Source organism: Burkholderia sp. BC1 (assembly GCF_052683555.1).
Map to the genome: position 1 here is coordinate 1 of NZ_JBQYLP010000074.1, position 15,594 is coordinate 15,594.

The 15,594-nt window shown below is 68.0% G+C and carries 13 protein-coding genes; 2 read left to right on the top strand and 11 right to left on the bottom strand.

All coding sequences use genetic code 11. The features are described from left to right. A partial coding sequence (locus ACSHSS_RS25415; RefSeq protein ID WP_445545709.1) for a GntR family transcriptional regulator occupies positions 1-252 on the bottom strand: 252 nt, incomplete at its 3' end. 478 nt (positions 253-730) lie between these two features. On the opposite strand from ACSHSS_RS25415, the gene ACSHSS_RS25420 reads away from it, so the two are divergent. Then, positions 731-1,282: a helix-turn-helix domain-containing protein gene (locus tag ACSHSS_RS25420; protein WP_048995258.1), complete on the top strand. Its 552-nt coding sequence runs from the start codon at positions 731-733 to the stop codon at positions 1,280-1,282. Continuing rightward, positions 1,275-2,597 carry a HipA domain-containing protein gene (locus ACSHSS_RS25425; RefSeq protein ID WP_048995256.1) on the top strand — a complete coding sequence of 441 codons (1,323 nt, stop codon included), beginning with the start codon at positions 1,275-1,277 and terminating at the stop codon, positions 2,595-2,597. The genes ACSHSS_RS25420 and ACSHSS_RS25425 overlap by 8 nt, the downstream gene beginning before the upstream one ends. Before the next feature lie 89 nt (positions 2,598-2,686). On the opposite strand, the gene ACSHSS_RS25430 is transcribed toward ACSHSS_RS25425, so the two are convergent. The 10 genes from ACSHSS_RS25430 to ACSHSS_RS25475 form a co-directional block, all read right to left on the bottom strand. After that, entirely contained in the window at positions 2,687-3,598 is a 912-nt protein-coding gene (locus ACSHSS_RS25430) for a hypothetical protein (RefSeq protein WP_006413242.1), read from the bottom strand. 365 nt (positions 3,599-3,963) lie between these two features. Then, positions 3,964-5,691, bottom strand: a complete 1,728-nt coding sequence (locus ACSHSS_RS25435) for a site-specific integrase (protein WP_006413261.1) — start codon at positions 5,689-5,691, stop codon at positions 3,964-3,966. A gap of 118 nt (positions 5,692-5,809) precedes the next feature. Continuing rightward, positions 5,810-7,078, bottom strand: coding sequence for an MFS transporter (locus tag ACSHSS_RS25440; protein ID WP_043280660.1), 1,269 nt, complete (start codon positions 7,076-7,078; stop codon positions 5,810-5,812). A 17-nt stretch (positions 7,079-7,095) separates the two neighbouring features. Then, positions 7,096-7,884, bottom strand: coding sequence for a peptidylprolyl isomerase (locus tag ACSHSS_RS25445; RefSeq protein WP_006413248.1), 789 nt, complete (start codon positions 7,882-7,884; stop codon positions 7,096-7,098). A gap of 9 nt (positions 7,885-7,893) precedes the next feature. Beyond that, the gene (gene narI / locus ACSHSS_RS25450; RefSeq protein WP_006413263.1) at positions 7,894-8,577 is read right to left on the bottom strand and encodes a respiratory nitrate reductase subunit gamma; all 684 of its coding nucleotides are present in this window, start codon (positions 8,575-8,577) and stop codon (positions 7,894-7,896) included. Positions 8,578-8,602: 25 nt separating this feature from the next. Beyond that, positions 8,603-9,295: a nitrate reductase molybdenum cofactor assembly chaperone gene (narJ, locus tag ACSHSS_RS25455; protein WP_006413266.1), complete on the bottom strand. Its 693-nt coding sequence runs from the start codon at positions 9,293-9,295 to the stop codon at positions 8,603-8,605. Next, the gene (gene narH / locus ACSHSS_RS25460) at positions 9,292-10,827 is read right to left on the bottom strand and encodes a nitrate reductase subunit beta (RefSeq protein WP_006413238.1); all 1,536 of its coding nucleotides are present in this window, start codon (positions 10,825-10,827) and stop codon (positions 9,292-9,294) included. Before narH ends, narJ begins: the two co-directional genes overlap by 4 nt. Continuing rightward, positions 10,824-14,600: a nitrate reductase subunit alpha gene (locus ACSHSS_RS25465; protein WP_006413249.1), complete on the bottom strand. Its 3,777-nt coding sequence runs from the start codon at positions 14,598-14,600 to the stop codon at positions 10,824-10,826. Before ACSHSS_RS25465 ends, narH begins: the two co-directional genes overlap by 4 nt. 256 nt (positions 14,601-14,856) lie before the next feature. Beyond that, positions 14,857-15,048, bottom strand: a complete 192-nt coding sequence (locus tag ACSHSS_RS25470; protein ID WP_006413255.1) for a DUF2964 family protein — start codon at positions 15,046-15,048, stop codon at positions 14,857-14,859. Next, positions 15,045-15,536: a universal stress protein gene (locus ACSHSS_RS25475; protein ID WP_006413262.1), complete on the bottom strand. Its 492-nt coding sequence runs from the start codon at positions 15,534-15,536 to the stop codon at positions 15,045-15,047. Before ACSHSS_RS25475 ends, ACSHSS_RS25470 begins: the two co-directional genes overlap by 4 nt. Positions 15,537-15,594: the final 58 nt, after the last annotated feature.

Sequence of the window (15,594 nt, forward strand, 5' to 3'; positions counted from 1 at the left end):
CTTCGACGGACGCAGTTCGCGCACCGGCGCATGCGCGTCGTCGCGGCGCAGATTCACGAAGTAGCCCGACTGCGGCCGACTTTCGAGCAACCCGCGGCTTTCGAGCAGCAGGTACGCATGCAGTACGGTCGTGATGCTGATCCGGTGCTGCTGGCTTGCCTGCCGCACCGACGGTATGCGGTCGCCGTGCCGGTACACGCCCTGGCGGATCAAACGCTCGATGTCGTCCGCGAGCTTTTCGTAGAGCTTCATCGCGCGCTCCGAGCCGCGCGCATGCCCGCCACGCCGCCGCGCGCGTGGCGGCGGTGCGCGGCGCCGCCGCGAAGCGCGGCGTACCACTCCGGTTTTGCCTTTTCCATCACCCTGACCTCCGTCTATCGATGCCGGTGGATCCGGGACGGCAGGATCGGCGGCACTGTGTACTTGATGATGGAAGCTTAAAAGCAGAACAGTCGGCCGCGAGTACACACATCGGGCACACAGACAAGAGTACAGTTTCGCGCGATATGCGTCGGCGTCGAACTGTACATCTTAGGATTCGGCGTGAGCGAGGCGACAAAACTGTTCGATTGCACGGTTTTTCAAGCCCGGCCTTCAATGAACGTCGAAAACTTGCAGATCGAACGGTTTTCGCTTGAATTTCGGCGTCGACGTGCAATACTGCTCGTTCGTACAGTTTTTTATCGTCCCGTCACGGCTGCGCGTGTCGCGGCCGTCACCGGAGTGCTCCATGCGTTACACGATCGAACAGGCGTCCGACATCGGCGGCGTGATCCGCGCCGCACGCAAGGCGCAGCAGTTGCGCCAGGACGACGCGGCCGGCAGCGTCGGCGTCAGCGAGTCGTTCATGGTGAAGGCCGAGCGCGGCGCGGACACCGTCCAGTGGGGCAAGGTCTTCCAGATCCTGCAAGGACTCGGCGTGCAGGTCGTGGTCGATCTGCCGGACGTCAGCGGCGAGCTGCTCGAACGCCAGTCCGCGCGCGCCGCGCAGCGCGCCGAGATCCGCGCGCGGCGCGCGGCCGAGCGTCTGCTGCTGCGCGCCGACGCGGGCGCGCCGGCGTCCGACCGGCGCGCGGGCGAACGGACGACGGACGCGCGCGTGCTCGCGGCCGCGCGGCTCGTGCTCGCGGCCAGCACCGCGCCGCGCGGCGCACGCTCCGGCAAGCGCGCCGACACCGGCGCATCGCGCGCGCTCGACATCGCGCGCCGCGTGCTCGCCGAGGCCGGCGAAGCGCCGCCGGCCGCCGCACGCACGAACGACGGCGAGGCCTCGCATGACTGAACGCACGCTGATCGCGGCGATCGGCGCTGAACCGATCGGCACGCTGCATGAAAACCGCAACCTGTGGGCGTTCGAATACGCGCCGTCGTGGCTCGCGCATCCGGCGCGCTTCGCACTGAGTCCGCACCTGCCGCTGCAGGCCGACATGCTGCGCGACGGCGCGACGACGCGTCCCGTCCAGTGGTATTTCGACAATCTGCTGCCCGAGGAAGCGGTGCGTGCGCTGCTCGCGCGCGACGCGGGGCTGCCCGACATCGGCGATGCCTTCGCGCTGCTCGAGCATTACGGGCGCGAATCGGCCGGCTCGGTCACGCTGCGCCTGCCCGACGACGCGGCGAACGACGACACGACGCTGCGCCCGCTCGACGCGGCCGCGCTCGACGCGCGCATCCGCGCGCTGCCGGCCGTGCCGCTCACGCACGACGCGCCAAAGAAGATGTCGCTCGCCGGCGCGCAGCACAAGCTGCCGGTCGTGCTGCGCGACGGCCGTCTGTTCGAGCCGAGCGGGCAGGCCGTGTCGACACATATCCTGAAGCCCAATCATCCGCACGCGCACGACTATCCGCATTCGGTCGTCAACGAATGGTTCATGATGACGCTCGCGCGCCGCGTCGGCCTCGACGTGCCCGACGTCGAGCGCCGCTACGTGCCTGCGCCGGTCTACGTGATCCGTCGTTTCGATCGCGTCGACACCGACGCGGGCGTCGAACGGCGCCACGCGATCGACGGCTGCCAGGTGCTGAACCTGCCCGCAACGATGAAGTACACGGGCTGGTCGCTCGACGCGCTGGCCGCACTCGCGAACGCGTGCCGCGCGCCGGCGCCGGTGCGGCTGCGGATCTTTCGTTGGCTCGTGTTCTGCGTGATCGTCGGCAACGGCGATTCGCATCTGAAGAATCTCAGCTTCATCGTCGGCGACAGCGGGCTCGCGCTCGCGCCGCACTACGATCTGCTGTGCGACAGCGTCTACGAAACCGCCGCATACAGCGCGCGCGGCCGCTGGCCCGATCTGACGGAATTCACGCGGCCGGTCGCGGGCGTGCAGCGCTATGCGGATTTCACGCGCGACGTGCTCGAACGGGCCGGCGCGGCGCTCGGCCTCACGCGCGCGACCGCGCAGCGCCATCTCGACACGCTCGTCGCGCAGATACCGGCGCACGCGGACGCGCTGCTCGCCGAAGTCGCACGCGAGAACGACGCGATGCGCGATGCGCGCCCCGAGCTGACCGCGACGCTCGGCGGCGAGATGCATCTGCTGCGCGCGATCCGGCACATCGTGATTCAGGAGATGGTCGAGCGGCTGCGGCCTCGCTGACGGTCGCGCGCCGTTCACGGCGCCGCGCGCTGCGTGTCGTGCGTCGAACCCGCGTGCAGCGCATGCGCGGCGCGGCGCGCGGTTGCCCGCTACCGCGCCGTCTGCTGCCGCTGCACTTCCTGCGCCTTCATCTGCAGATAGTCGCTGCGATCGACCTCGTGCAGTTGCCGCGGATACTGCTCGGTCGCGTCGAACCAGCGCACGAGACGCTGGTCGAGCGGCTTGTCGAGCGTCGCGAGATAGGCGTCGATCGCGAGGTAGTAGCGCATCGTGTTGCGCTCGAGCAGCCCGCGCACGCCGCCGACATAGTGCGGCTTGCCGCCCGACGCATCGGCGACGGTCGTGAAGCCGACCTTGTCGCTGCCGATCGTCGACAGGTACGTCTTCATCGCGAGCCGGCCGACCGTGCCGAAGCCGTACGAATACGTCAGATGCAAGAACGTTCGCGACTCGCCGAGCGGCACGGCTTCCAGCGCGATCCGGTAATCCTTCGTGCTCATCGGCCCGCTGTCGGCAGTCAGGTCGACCTGGAAATAATCGGGTGTCGCGGCCGCGACGCGATAGCGAAACTGCAGCCGGTACGTGTCCGACAGTTTCTGCTCGGTCTTGCGTCCGATATTCACGTCGAGCACTGCGCCGTTGCTGCCGGACGACGCATGGCAATACTTCGTGTTCAGATGCAGGATCAGCACCGCGCACCAGTTCGCCGGGCCCTGCGCGGGATCGTTGAGCTTGCCGTTCACGACCTGGTACGGGTAGTCGACCACTGCGTAGATGTCGCCCTTGAGCGTCGACGCCGCTTCCGACGATTCGAGGTACAGCGGGCGGTGGAACGGGTTGTTCTTCAGTTGATCGCCGAGGCTGCGATAGCGCTCGAGCAGTGCGGCGGCGCCGTCGGCGCCGAACGACAGGGCGCTCCAGGCGATACAGCAGAGCGCGACGAGCGCGCGGGCGGCGACACCGGCGAACCGCACCGGGCGCAGGCGTTCGGATGGCTCCATTCATGTGCTCCAGGTTGCGCGACAGGGCTGCGTATCAAACGGACAGCATACGCCCGGATCGACAGCGATGCGCCCGTCCGAGTTTCATCGCACGCAAGGATCGGCAATCGGGCGGGCGCCGCACGCCGTCGCACTATCCACAGTTTCACTGGACAACCATGTGGAAAACCGGCGCTCTCCCTTGTCCCGCCTGGGTTTGCACGGCGCGCCCATAAAATGGGCAATGTACCGGGTCTGGATCGTCGAGACGGGCTTTCACCGCGTCATCGGCCGAGCGCCGACGAGCCGCTGCATCGCCCGGCCGCCTCACCCGCCCTCCGCGTCGCGCGACGCCGCCGCCCGAAAACCGAGCGCGCGCCCGACGCTCACTTGTCCGCCGCGAACGCGCTCGCCATCTGCCGCGCACGCTTCACGTCGTCGCCGTGCAGATAGATCGACGTCGTCGAGATCGACGCGTGGCGCAGGTTGTCGCGCACGGTCGTCAGTTCCGCGCCGCGCGCGAGCGCATGCGTCGCATGCGTGTGGCGCATCCAGTGCGGGCTCGCCTGCCGCAGCTTCTGCGCGAGCGCCGGATTGTCTGCTTCGACGAGATCGGCCGTCTGCACGAAGAAGCGCTGCATCACCTTCCACAGCCGCACGCTCGTGATCGGCGCCGCACCGTCCTCGGTGAGCCGCGGAATCAGCGGCGTGTCGGGCCGCCAGCGAACCGGCGTGACCGGTAATCGGCGTGCGACCAGATAGCGATCGAGCGCCGTCCGCGCGAGCGGCGGCAACGCGACGCGCGCCGCCTTGCTGCCTTTGCCGACGACTTTCAGCCACGCGTCGCCGTGCGCATCGGTGTCGATGTCGCCGAGCGTCGCGCCGACCAGTTCGCTCGCGCGCAGCCCGGTCGCGTAGCCGAAATCGAGGATGAAGCGCAGCCGCTGCGCGGCCGCCGGCGTCCATGCGGCGGCCGGCACGTCGGTCTTGCGGAACTCGAGTCCGTCGGCGATCGTCCGCACCAGCAGCCACTCGCCTTCGGTAAACGCGTGCGACGTATCGAGCGCGCTCGCGCCGCGCGTGTCGCGCACCTTCACGCCGGCAAACGGATTCGCGAGCACGTAGCGCTGCTCGATCAGCCAGCGGAACATCGCGCCGAGCACCGACAGCGCATACGCGGCCGAGCGCGCCGACAGCGCGCCCGAAAACGGCCGCCAGTCCGGCGCGCCGCGCGGCCGCACGGGCCCGATCCAGCGCTCGTGCGGCGTCGGCCGCCGCAGGAACGCGCGATACGCGAGCGCGTCTTCGGTCGTCAGCGACGACAGCGCACGGCCGCGCTCGACGATCGCCCAGAGGATCAGCCGCTCCGCTTCCTTCCGGTAGGCGCGCCGCGTCGCGGCCGACTCGTGCAGCGACAGCCACGCATGCACGGCCGCGTAATCGTTGTCGGCGTCGAGCGTGCAGGTCGCGCGCGGTGCGCGGAAGGTGCCGGCCGATCCGTCGACTTCGTGCGGCAGTTTCAGCTGTTCCCACGGGACGATCGTGCCGCGCGGCGTCGCGGCAATCAACGCGCGCGCACGCTCGGTCAGCGCCGGATGGGCGGCGAAGAACGCCTCGATGCGCCGCGCACCGGCAAGGCCGAGGCCCGCGATCGCCTTCCACCACTGACGCCGGCGCGGAATCCGCACGGTCAGATCGGCGAGCGTCGCGATCCCGTGCGCGCGCAGCGCGGCGACCGCGCGCGCGGGCAGCCACGCATCGATCGCGTCGCCGATCTGCGGCACCGGCGCGCGCGCATGCCGCAGCACGCCGATCGCGTCGCTTGCCGCCTTCGCTTCCCGTAAACGCTCACCGTCGGGATGCGCGAGACAGGCCGCGAGATCGGGGCGGCCGACCTCGCGCGCGATCCGCACGAGCCGTCGGCGAATGCCGCCGATCACGCCGCGCGCCGAGCGGCCGTTGCCGAGACGGTCGGGCAGATAGCGCTCGACCGCATCGCGCACGGGCATCCCCGCATACCACGCGCGCAGCGCGGCGAGTTCGTCGGCATCGGGAAAGCCTGCGGGCGCAGGGACAGGATCGGAGGAAGACAGGAGCGTGACGCGCGGTTTCATGGGCGCCAGTTTGACAGAACTGCGCGCGACAGAAAACGCATGCGGCGCGGCGCCTGTCGCGATACGGCGCGCGCTGCCGTGCGCTGCCGGCAGCGCGTCGCCGCAGGCGGCGACCGCCTCAGCCCGTGACCGGCGTGCGCCGCACTTCGGACAGATAGATCAGGATCAGCGACACCCACACGACGCCGTACAGCAACATGAAGCAGGTCGTGCGCACGCGCAGCAGATCGAGCAGCAGCCCGAACAGGATCGGCAGCAGGAAGCCGCCGAGCCCGCCCGCGAGCCCGACGATGCCGGTCACGACGCCCATGTTGTTCGGGAAGTCGTCGGCGACGTACTTGAAGGTCGACGCCATCCCGAGCGCGAACACCGCGCCGAGCACGAACGTCAGCGCGACGAAGCCGGCGACCGGCATCGATACGTTGATCGCCGCCGTGCCGTCGATCGTATGAATCACGAAGTCGGTAGCCGGATACGACAGCAGGAACAGGCAAATCCACGCGACCCACAGCCCCCACCAGGTGACGGCATGCGCGCCGAAGCGGTCGGCGAGCGCGCCGCCGAGCGCGCGCAGCACGGAGCCCGGCAGCGAGAAGCCGGCCGCGAACGCGGACGCCATCACGAGCGACATCCCGTATTCGGCTTTCAGGTACTGCGGAATCCACAGCGACAGCGCGGTAAACCCGCCGAACGTGATCGAGTAGTACTGGCAGAGCCGCCACACGCGCGGATCGCGCAGCACCTTGAACGAATCGAGCCACGAGCCGGCCGCCTTGCCCGCGCCCGGATCGCGCGCGGACATCAGCCAGAAGATCGCGGCCGTGACGAGCAGCGCGACTGCGTAGACGCGCGGCACCGTGCGCCAGCCGTATGCGGACAGCAGCAGCGGCGTGACGAACAGGTTCACGGCCGCGCCACAGGTGCCCGCGCCGAACACGCCCATCGCGAGCCCGCGCCGCTCGGGCGGAAAGAAACGCGCGACATACGGCGTGCCGACCGCGAACGATGCGCCGACGCAGCCGAGAAACAGGCCGATCACGAGAAACTGCCACAGCGCGTTCGCGTAGCTCACGAGATAGACCGGCACGGCGCACACGACGAGCAGCACCGTCATCACGATCCGGCCGCCGAAGCGGTCGGTCCACGTGCCGAGCGGCAGCCGCATCAGCGCGCCGGTCAGCACCGGCGTCGACGTCAGCAGGCCGAATTCCGTACTGTTCAGCCCGAGCTCCGTGCGCAGCTGCACGCCGAGCACGCCGAACATCATCCACACCACGAAACACACGATGAAGGCGAGCGTGCTGCCGGCCAGCACCGACCATGCGCGCAGCGGAATCGCCGGCGCGCCCACGGGCGGTACCGGACTTTGTTGTTGTCGAATTGCCATATGAGAAGAATCCTGTGTCATTGGACGAGCGGCCCGTTCGCGCCGTCGAAGCGCACGCCTTCGACGCGCGCGCCGCCCGCGAGAATCGCCACGTATTGACGCATCGCGCGCTGGCGCACGCGCGCGGCCAGATGCGCGGCAATCTGCGCGGCGACTTCGTCGAACGGCACCGTATCGCCCGCTACGCGCCGGTCGATCCGCACGATATGAAAGCCGAAGCGCGTGTTGACGAGTTTCGGCAGCACGCCGAGGCCGTCGGTATCGAACAGCGCGGCTTCGAATTCGGGCACCGTATCGCCGCGCAGCACTTGCCCGAGGCTGCCGCCCACCTGCGCCGACGGACAGTTCGACGACGCGCGCGCCACCGCGTCGAACGTATCGGGCGCGGCCACCACGTCGGCAAGCGCACGCTCGGCGCGCTGCCGCAGCGGCGCGAGCGGCACGCGGTCGGTCACCGCGAACAGCACGTGGCTCGCATAGACGATGTCGTTGCGCCGAAAGCGCGCCGGATGCTGCGCGTAGTAGCGCTCGCAATCGGCGCGATCGGGCTCCGGCACATGCGTCAGCTCGCGCGCGAGCAGCGCGTCGAGCGCCGCGTCGTCGAGCGGCGCGTCTTCGTCGAGCAATGCGAGCGACACCGCACGCTGGCGCAACAGTTCGCGTACGGCGAGCGCATGCCGCGCCGCATCGAGCGGGTCGCGCGCGTCGACGTGATGCTCGGCTTCGGCCGCGATCGCGTCGTCGCCGATCGCAATGCCGTTGACGACGAGCGGCGCCGGCGCGGCTTCGGACAGAACGTCGTTCATGCGACCTCCTCAGCGCTTGCGCACGAGCTGATACGGACGGATCAGATAGGCGACCGACGCGATGCCGCTCCAGATATGCACCATCCGCGTGAACGGCGAGACGAGGAAGATCGTGAAGCCGAGCAGGATATGCAGCCGGTACGTGAGCGGCACGCCGACGAGCAGGCTCGCGACGTCCGGCCGGAACGTGACGATGCCCTTCACGTAGTCGGTCAGCTGCTCGAACATCGCGCCGTCCATGTGGCGCGTCGACAGCACGACCGTGCCGAGCCCGAGCGCGAGCTGCAGCCACAGCATCAGCACGATCACGATGTCGGACTGCCGGCTGCTGCGACGGATGCGCACGTCGCCGAGCCGCCGCCAGATCAGGATCGTCAGCCCGACGATCGACACGAGGCCGGCCGCGCCCCCCGCCACCATCGCGACGAGCTGGTGGCCCGACGCCGAGAGAAACGGCGACACGAGCCAGTGCGGCGCGAGAAACCCCGCGAAGTGCCCGAGCACGACGACGAGCACACCCCAGTGAAACAGGTTGCTGCCGAGCCGCAGCGCGCCGTGCCGCAGCAGTTGCGACGAGTCGCTTTTCCACGTGTACTGCTCGCGGTCGAAGCGGATCAGGCTGCCGAGCAGCAGCACCGCGAGACAGATATACGGGTAGATCCCGAACAGGAACGTATGCAGGTAATCGTTCATCGCTTTCCCCAATAAGACGCGGCACTCACGCGCGACGCGCGGGCCGCCGGTCGTGGAATTGCACGGTTTGCTCGGCCGGCGTCGCGGCGCCGACGAAACGCACGGCTTCGTCCGCATACGCGGCGTCGAGCGCGCGATAGTCGGGACGCTCGGCCGCTGCGTCGTCGTCCGCCGACGTCGGCACATCGGCCGGTGCGAGCCCGGCCATCGGCAGCAGCGCGCCGACGACGAAGCTGTAATGACTGCCGCGCTGCGCGAGCTGCGCCGCGAGCGCGCCCAGGATGTCGCCGGTCTCGCCGAGCAGAGTGCGCGCGTCGGGCGCCGGCAGCCGCGACAGATATTCGAGGAACACCGGCAGATAGTCCGGCAGTTCGCCGGGCTTCAGATACAGCCCGTGCTGCTCGTACATCTGCAGCAGATCGACCATCGCCTGGCCGCGGTCGCGCGATTCGCCGTGCACGTGCTCGAACAGATGCAGCGACGTCGCGCGGCCGCGGTCGAACAGCGCGACATAGTTCTCCTGCAGCGTCAGCAGATCGCGTTCGCGCAGATACGCGAAGAACCGCTCGAGGCCCGTGCGCACCGCTTTCGGCCAGCGCGTGCGCGTGCCGTCGCGCAGATGCGCTTCGATCGAATCGAGCGCGTCGACGAGCGCGTCGTCCGGATAGTCGAGCAGCGCCGCGAATGCCGCGTAGGTCGGATCGGGTGCGCTGCTCATCGCGACACCTCGCGAATCGGAATCGTCTTCGTGCCCTTCTCCTTCTTCGCGCTGAACAGGCTCGCGGACGAACGGCCGTCCGAACAGCCGTTGCCGAACGAGAAGCCGCACGACGCGCGCAAGTCGTACGCGTTCTCCGCATACTCGCGATGCGTGGTCGGGATCACGAAGCGATCCTCGTGGTTCGCGATGGCAAGGTAGCGGTACATCTCGTCGACCTGCGCGACCGACAGCCCGACCTGGTCGAGCACGCCGCGCGCCTCGATGCCGTCCACGTGCCGCGCGCGCATGAACGCGCGCATCGCGAGCAGCCGCTCGAGCGCGAGCTTGACCGGCGCTTCGTCGCCGGCGGTCAGCAGGTTCGCGAGATAACGCAGCGGAATGCGCAGCGATTCGACGTCGGGCAGATAGCCGTTCATCCCGAGCGTGCCGCTGTTCGCGGCCGCGTTGATCGGCGACAGCGGCGGCACGTACCAGACCATCGGCAGCGTCCGGTATTCCGGATGCAGCGGGAACGCGATCTTCCAGTCGATCGCCATCTTGTAGGTCGGCGAGCGGCGCGCGGCCTCGAGCCATGCGGCCGGCACGCCGTCGCGCTGGGCCTGCGCGATCACGGCCGGATCGTCGGGATCGAGGAACAGCGACAGCTGCGCTTCGTACAGATCCTTGTCGTTCTCGACGCTCGCCGCTTCGCCGATGCGGTCGGCGTCGTACAGCAGCACGCCGAGATAGCGGATGCGGCCGACGCAGGTTTCCGAGCAGACGGTCGGCTGCCCGGCCTCGATGCGCGGATAGCAGAAGATGCACTTCTCGGCCTTGCCGCTTTGCCAGTTGTAGTAGATCTTCTTGTACGGGCATCCCGACACGCACATGCGCCAGCCGCGGCACTTGTCCTGGTCGATCAGCACGATGCCGTCCTCCTCGCGCTTGTAGATCGAGCCCGACGGGCACGACGCGACGCACGCCGGATTCAGGCAGTGCTCGCACAAGCGCGGCAGGTACATCATGAACGTGTTCTCGAACTGCCCGTAGATCTCCTTTTGCACGTCCTCGAAGTTATAATCCTGCGCGCGCTTCTCGAACTCGCCGCCAAGGATTTCTTCCCAGTTCGGCCCCCACTCGATCTTCTCGAGCCGCTGGCCACTCACGAGCGAACGCGGCCGTGCAACGGGCATCGCGTTCGTGTTGCCGGCTTCCTGCAGATGCGCATAGTCGAACGTGAACGGTTCGTAGTAGTCGTCGATCTCGGGCAGATGCGGGTTCGCAAAAATCTGCGCGAGCAGCCGCCACTTGCTGCCTAGGCGCGGCTCGATCTTGCCGTCCGCGCGGCGCTGCCAGCCGCCGCGCCAGCGGTCCTGGTTCTCCCAGTCCTTCGGATAGCCGATGCCCGGCTTCGTCTCGACATTGTTGAACCACGCGTATTCCATGCCTTCGCGGCTCGTCCAGACGTTCTTGCAGGTCACCGAGCACGTGTGGCAGCCGATGCATTTGTCGAGGTTCAGCACCATTGCGATCTGTGCGCGTACTTTCATGATGCTTCTCCTTCGCGTTCGACCTGCGTTGTCGGGTTGCCTACCTGTTCTTCTCCGTCGAGCCAGTCGATCTTGTTCATCTTGCGCACGATCAGGAACTCGTCGCGGTTCGAGCCGACCGTCCCGTAGTAGTTGAAGCCGTACGACAGCTGCGCATAGCCGCCGATCATGTGCGTCGGCTTCAGCGCGATGCGCGTGACCGAGTTATGGATGCCGCCGCGCGTGCCGGTGATTTCGGAGCCCGGCGTGTTCACGATCTTTTCCTGCGCGTGATACATCATCACCATCCCGGCCGGAATTCGCTGGCTCACCACCGCGCGCGCACACAGCGCGCCGTTCGCGTTGTAGCACTCGATCCAGTCGTTGTCGGCCACGCCGATCGCCTTCGCGTCGTCCTCCGACATCCAGACGATCGGCCCGCCGCGCGACAGCGTCAGCATCAGCAGGTTGTCCGTGTACGTGCTGTGAATGCCCCACTTCTGGTGCGGCGTCAGGAAGTTCAGCACGCGTTCCGGGTTGCCGTTCGAGCGCTTGCCGAGCATGTGCGCGTAGCTGCCCGTGTCGATCGGCGGCTTGTACACGCACAGCGACTCGCCGAACGCGCGCATCCACGGATGATCCTGATAGAGCTGCTGGCGGCCCGTCAGCGTGCGCCACGGCACGAGCTCGTGCACGTTGACGTAGCCCGCGTTGTACGACACGTGTTCCGACTCGATCCCGCTCCACGTCGGCGACGAGATGATCTTGCGCGGCTGCGCCTGGATGTCGCGGAAGCGGATCTTCTCGTCCGCACGCGCGGCGGCCAGATGCGTGTGATCGATGCCCGTCGTGCGCGACAGCGCACGCCAGGCCTTCACCGCGACCTCGCCGTTCGTCTCGGGCGCGAGCGCGAGGATCACCTCGGCCGCGTCGAGCGCGGTGTCGATGCGCGGGCGGCCCTGCGTCGCGCCCGCCTCGACGCGATAGTTCAGCTCGCCGAGCAGCTTCACTTCGTCCTTCGTGTCCCAGCCGATCCCCTTGCCCGCATTGCCGAGCGTGTCCATCAGCGGGCCGAGCGACGTGAAGCGCGCGTACGTGTTCGGATAGTCGCGCTCGACGACGGCCACCGACGGCATCGTGCGGCCCGGCACCGGTTCGCATTCGCCGCGCTTCCAGTCGCGCACGTCGAACGGCTGCGCGAGCTCGGCCGGCGTGTCGTGCGCGATCGGTGCGAGCACGACGTCGCGCTCGACGCCGAGATGGCCGTCGCAGAGTTCGGAGAAGCGCTTCGCGATGCCCTTGAAGATTTCCCAGTCGCTTTTCGCTTCCCACGCGGGATCGACGGCCGCCGACAGCGGATGGATGAACGGATGCATGTCGGACGTGTTCATGTCGTCCTTCTCGTACCACGTCGCGGTCGGCAGCACGACGTCCGAATACATGCAGGTCGTCGACATCCGGAAGTCGAGCGTCACGAGCAGATCGAGCTTGCCGCGCGGCGCGTCGTCGTGCCACGTCACTTCGTCGGGACGCCGGCCGCCCGTCGCGCCGAGGTCTTCGCCCTGCACGCCGTGCGTCGTGCCGAGCAGGTGCTTGAGGAAATACTCGTGCCCCTTGCCCGACGAGCCGAGCAGGTTCGAGCGCCAGACGAACAGGTTGCGCGGATGGTTCTCCGGCGCGTCGGGGTCTTCGCAGGCCATGCGCAGCGTGCCGGACTTCAGCTGCTGCGCGATTTCGGCACCCGCCTGCGCCGGATCGGCAAGCTGCGCGCCGACCTGCAGCGGATTGCGCGCGAGCTGCGGCGCCGACGGCAGCCAGCCCATCCGCTCCGCGCGCACGTTGTAGTCGATCGGCGCGCCCTGGAACTGCGACGGATCCGCGAGCGGCGACAGCAGCGCCGCCGGGTCCATCGGGTCGTAGCGCCACTGGTCCGTGTGTGCGTAGAAGAACGAGGTCGAGTTCATGTGACGCGGCGGACGGTGCCAGTCGAGCGCGAACGCGAGCGCGGTCCAGCCCGTCTGCGGACGCAGCTTCTCCTGGCCCACGTAGTGTGACCAGCCGCCGCCCGGCTTGCCGATGCAGCCGCACATGATCAGCATGTTGATGATCGCGCGGTACGACATGTCCATATGGAACCAGTGGTTGATCCCCGCGCCGATGATCACCATCGACTTGCCCTGCGTCTTGTGCGCGTTTTCCGCGAACTGGCGCGCGACCGCGATCACGTCCACACGCTTCACGCCCGTGATCGCTTCCTGCCACGCGGGCGTGTACGGCAGATCGTCATCGTAGCTCGCGGCCACGTCGCGGCCGCCGAGCCCCTGATCGAGCCCGTAGTTCGCGACGAACAGGTCGTACACGGTCGCGACGAGCATCTCGCCGTTGCGCGTCGCGATGCGGCGCACGCCGATCCGGCGCGACAGTTCCGCGCGATGCTGCGTCGAGTTGAAGTGCGCATGCGGCTGATTGCCGAAGTACGGAAACAGTACGTCCACCACGTCGTCGTGCTCGGTCGTGCACGACAGCCGCGGTGACAGCGCAGCGCCGCCCGACGTCTCGCTGCGCAGGTTCCACTTGCCGGCGTCCGCGGCGTCCCGCTGCGCCCAGCGGAAGCCGACCGAGCCGACCGGCACGACGAACTCGCCCGTCGCATCGTCGATCATCACGGTCTTCCACTCGGGATGCGCGGCCTCGTCGAGCGCGTCGTCGAAGTCCGACGCACGCACGAGGCGCTCGGGCACGTAGCCGTCGCCGTGCGGCACGAGCCGCACGAGGCACGGCATGTCGGTGTAGCGCTTGCAGTAGTCGACGAAGTAGTCGCTGCGCGCCGGGCCTGCGAGATGAAACTCCTTCAGGATCACATGGCCCATCGCGAGCGCGAGCGCCGCGTCGGTGCCCTGCTTCGGATGCAGCCACAGGTCGCCGAATTTCGCGCCCTCGGAATAGTCGGGGAACACCGACACGACCTTGGTGCCGCGATAGCGCGCCTCGACGAGGAAGTGCGCATCGGGTGTGCGCGTCTGCGGGACGTTGGAGCCCCACATCATGATGAAGGTCGAGTTGTACCAGTCGGCCGATTCCGGCACGTCGGTCTGCTCGCCCCAGGTTTGCGGCGACGCGGGCGGCAGGTCGCAGTACCAGTCGTAGAAGCTCAGGCATACGCCGCCGATCAGCGACAGATAGCGCGAGCCGGCCGCATACGAGACCATCGACATCGCCGGAATCGGCGAGAAGCCGACGACGCGATCGGGGCCGTGACGTCCCACAGTGTGGACATTGGCCGCCGCGACGATCTCGTTGACCTCGTCCCAGCTCGCGCGCACGAAGCCGCCGAGCCCGCGCCGGCTCTGATACGCGCGGCGCGCTTCGTCGTCGTCGACGATCGAGCGCCATGCCTCGACCGGCGCCATCGTGCGGCGCCGCTCACGCCAGAGCTTCACGAGCGCGCTGCGCACGAGCGGATGCTTGAGACGGTTCGCGCTGTACAGGTACCACGAGTACGACGCACCGCGCGAGCAGCCGCGCGGCTCGTGATTCGGCATGTCGGGGCGCGTGCGCGGATAGTCGGTCTGCTGCGTTTCCCACGTGACGATCCCGCCTTTCACGTAGACCTTCCACGAGCACGAACCGGTGCAGTTGACGCCGTGCGTCGAGCGAACGACCTTGTCGTGCTGCCAGCGCAGCCGATAGCCGTCCTCCCACTGTCGATCCTCGTCGGTGACGGCACCGTGGCCGTCGGAGAAGCGCGGCCGCGCCGTCGTGAAGTAACGCAATCTATCCAGGAAATGGCTCATGGGGATCTCGTTCTTTTACGGTCTTTCGGCAGACCTTGATCATTTAAGGAGGCCGTAACGGCGAAGTAAAGGACGCGTTTCGGCGCCATGCTGCACATAACGGTTCATCGTCATTGTGGCCGCGTTCGGCGCATCGCTTCTTGATACGAATCACGACATTGTTTACTCGAGCGATCCGCCGCAAGCCCAACCATGTCGATGTCCTGATCGATTCGCACGCCGTTGGCAGCACGTCGGCGACAGTGCTGCCGTCCGATCATTCGTCGCGCTTGTCCGCGACGTTGAGCATCACGACGAATCCGCACACGCCGACGATCAGCGCGATCGCGCCGCCGTGCAGCGCGGTCGGCTCGTCGAACAGCAGCCCGACGACGACGGCCATCATCCCGAGCAGCGTCACGAACACCGCGACCGCCGCGACGACGATCTTCGACGGGCCGCCGGTCATCGCGCGGCCGCGCCGCCGCCCGCATCGGACGACGCACGCGTGCGCTCGCCGCGAATCAGCAGCACCGGGCAGCACGCGCGGCGCACGAAGCGCTCGGCGACACTGCCGAGCAGCATCCGCTGAATGCCGCGCCGCCCATGCGTGCCGACCACCGCGAGATCGACGTCGTGCTCGTTCGCATAGCGTTGCAGCCGTGCGGCGACATCCTCGCCGAGGCCGTCGGTTTCGACGAGTTCGGTGTCGCCGGTGACCGACGCTTGCCTGATCGCGTGCTCGGCGTCGCGCAGTGCGTCGATTCCGTCGCGGCGCAGCTCGTCGACGAGCGCCTGCGGATCGAAGCGACCCGCATACGCGAACAGCGCGGACTTGTCGACGACATAGACGACCGCGACATGCGCGTCGCTCGCTTTCGCGATCTTCAGCGCTTCGTCGAGCGCGTGTTTCGACGACGCACTGCCGTCGAACGCGACCATGATCGTGTTGTACATGCGGATCTCTCCGGTTGCCGCCGCACGCAGGTTCGTGCGGCCATGCGACCATCATCCG

Excerpts from the sequence above, each read along its gene's own strand:
- ACSHSS_RS25420 (WP_048995258.1), top strand. The coding sequence starts at position 731 with ATGCGTTACACGATCGAACAGGCGTCCGACATCGGCGGCGTGATCCGC.
- ACSHSS_RS25425 (WP_048995256.1), top strand. The coding sequence starts at position 1,275 with ATGACTGAACGCACGCTGATCGCGGCGATCGGCGCTGAACCGATCGGC.
- ACSHSS_RS25430 (WP_006413242.1), bottom strand. The coding sequence starts at position 3,598 with ATGGAGCCATCCGAACGCCTGCGCCCGGTGCGGTTCGCCGGTGTCGCC.
- ACSHSS_RS25435 (WP_006413261.1), bottom strand. The coding sequence starts at position 5,691 with ATGAAACCGCGCGTCACGCTCCTGTCTTCCTCCGATCCTGTCCCTGCG.
- ACSHSS_RS25440 (WP_043280660.1), bottom strand. The coding sequence starts at position 7,078 with ATGGCAATTCGACAACAACAAAGTCCGGTACCGCCCGTGGGCGCGCCG.
- ACSHSS_RS25445 (WP_006413248.1), bottom strand. The coding sequence starts at position 7,884 with ATGAACGACGTTCTGTCCGAAGCCGCGCCGGCGCCGCTCGTCGTCAAC.
- narI (WP_006413263.1), bottom strand. The coding sequence starts at position 8,577 with ATGAACGATTACCTGCATACGTTCCTGTTCGGGATCTACCCGTATATC.
- narJ (WP_006413266.1), bottom strand. The coding sequence starts at position 9,295 with ATGAGCAGCGCACCCGATCCGACCTACGCGGCATTCGCGGCGCTGCTC.
- narH (WP_006413238.1), bottom strand. The coding sequence starts at position 10,827 with ATGAAAGTACGCGCACAGATCGCAATGGTGCTGAACCTCGACAAATGC.
- ACSHSS_RS25465 (WP_006413249.1), bottom strand. The coding sequence starts at position 14,600 with ATGAGCCATTTCCTGGATAGATTGCGTTACTTCACGACGGCGCGGCCG.
- ACSHSS_RS25470 (WP_006413255.1), bottom strand. The coding sequence starts at position 15,048 with ATGACCGGCGGCCCGTCGAAGATCGTCGTCGCGGCGGTCGCGGTGTTC.
- ACSHSS_RS25475 (WP_006413262.1), bottom strand. The coding sequence starts at position 15,536 with ATGTACAACACGATCATGGTCGCGTTCGACGGCAGTGCGTCGTCGAAA.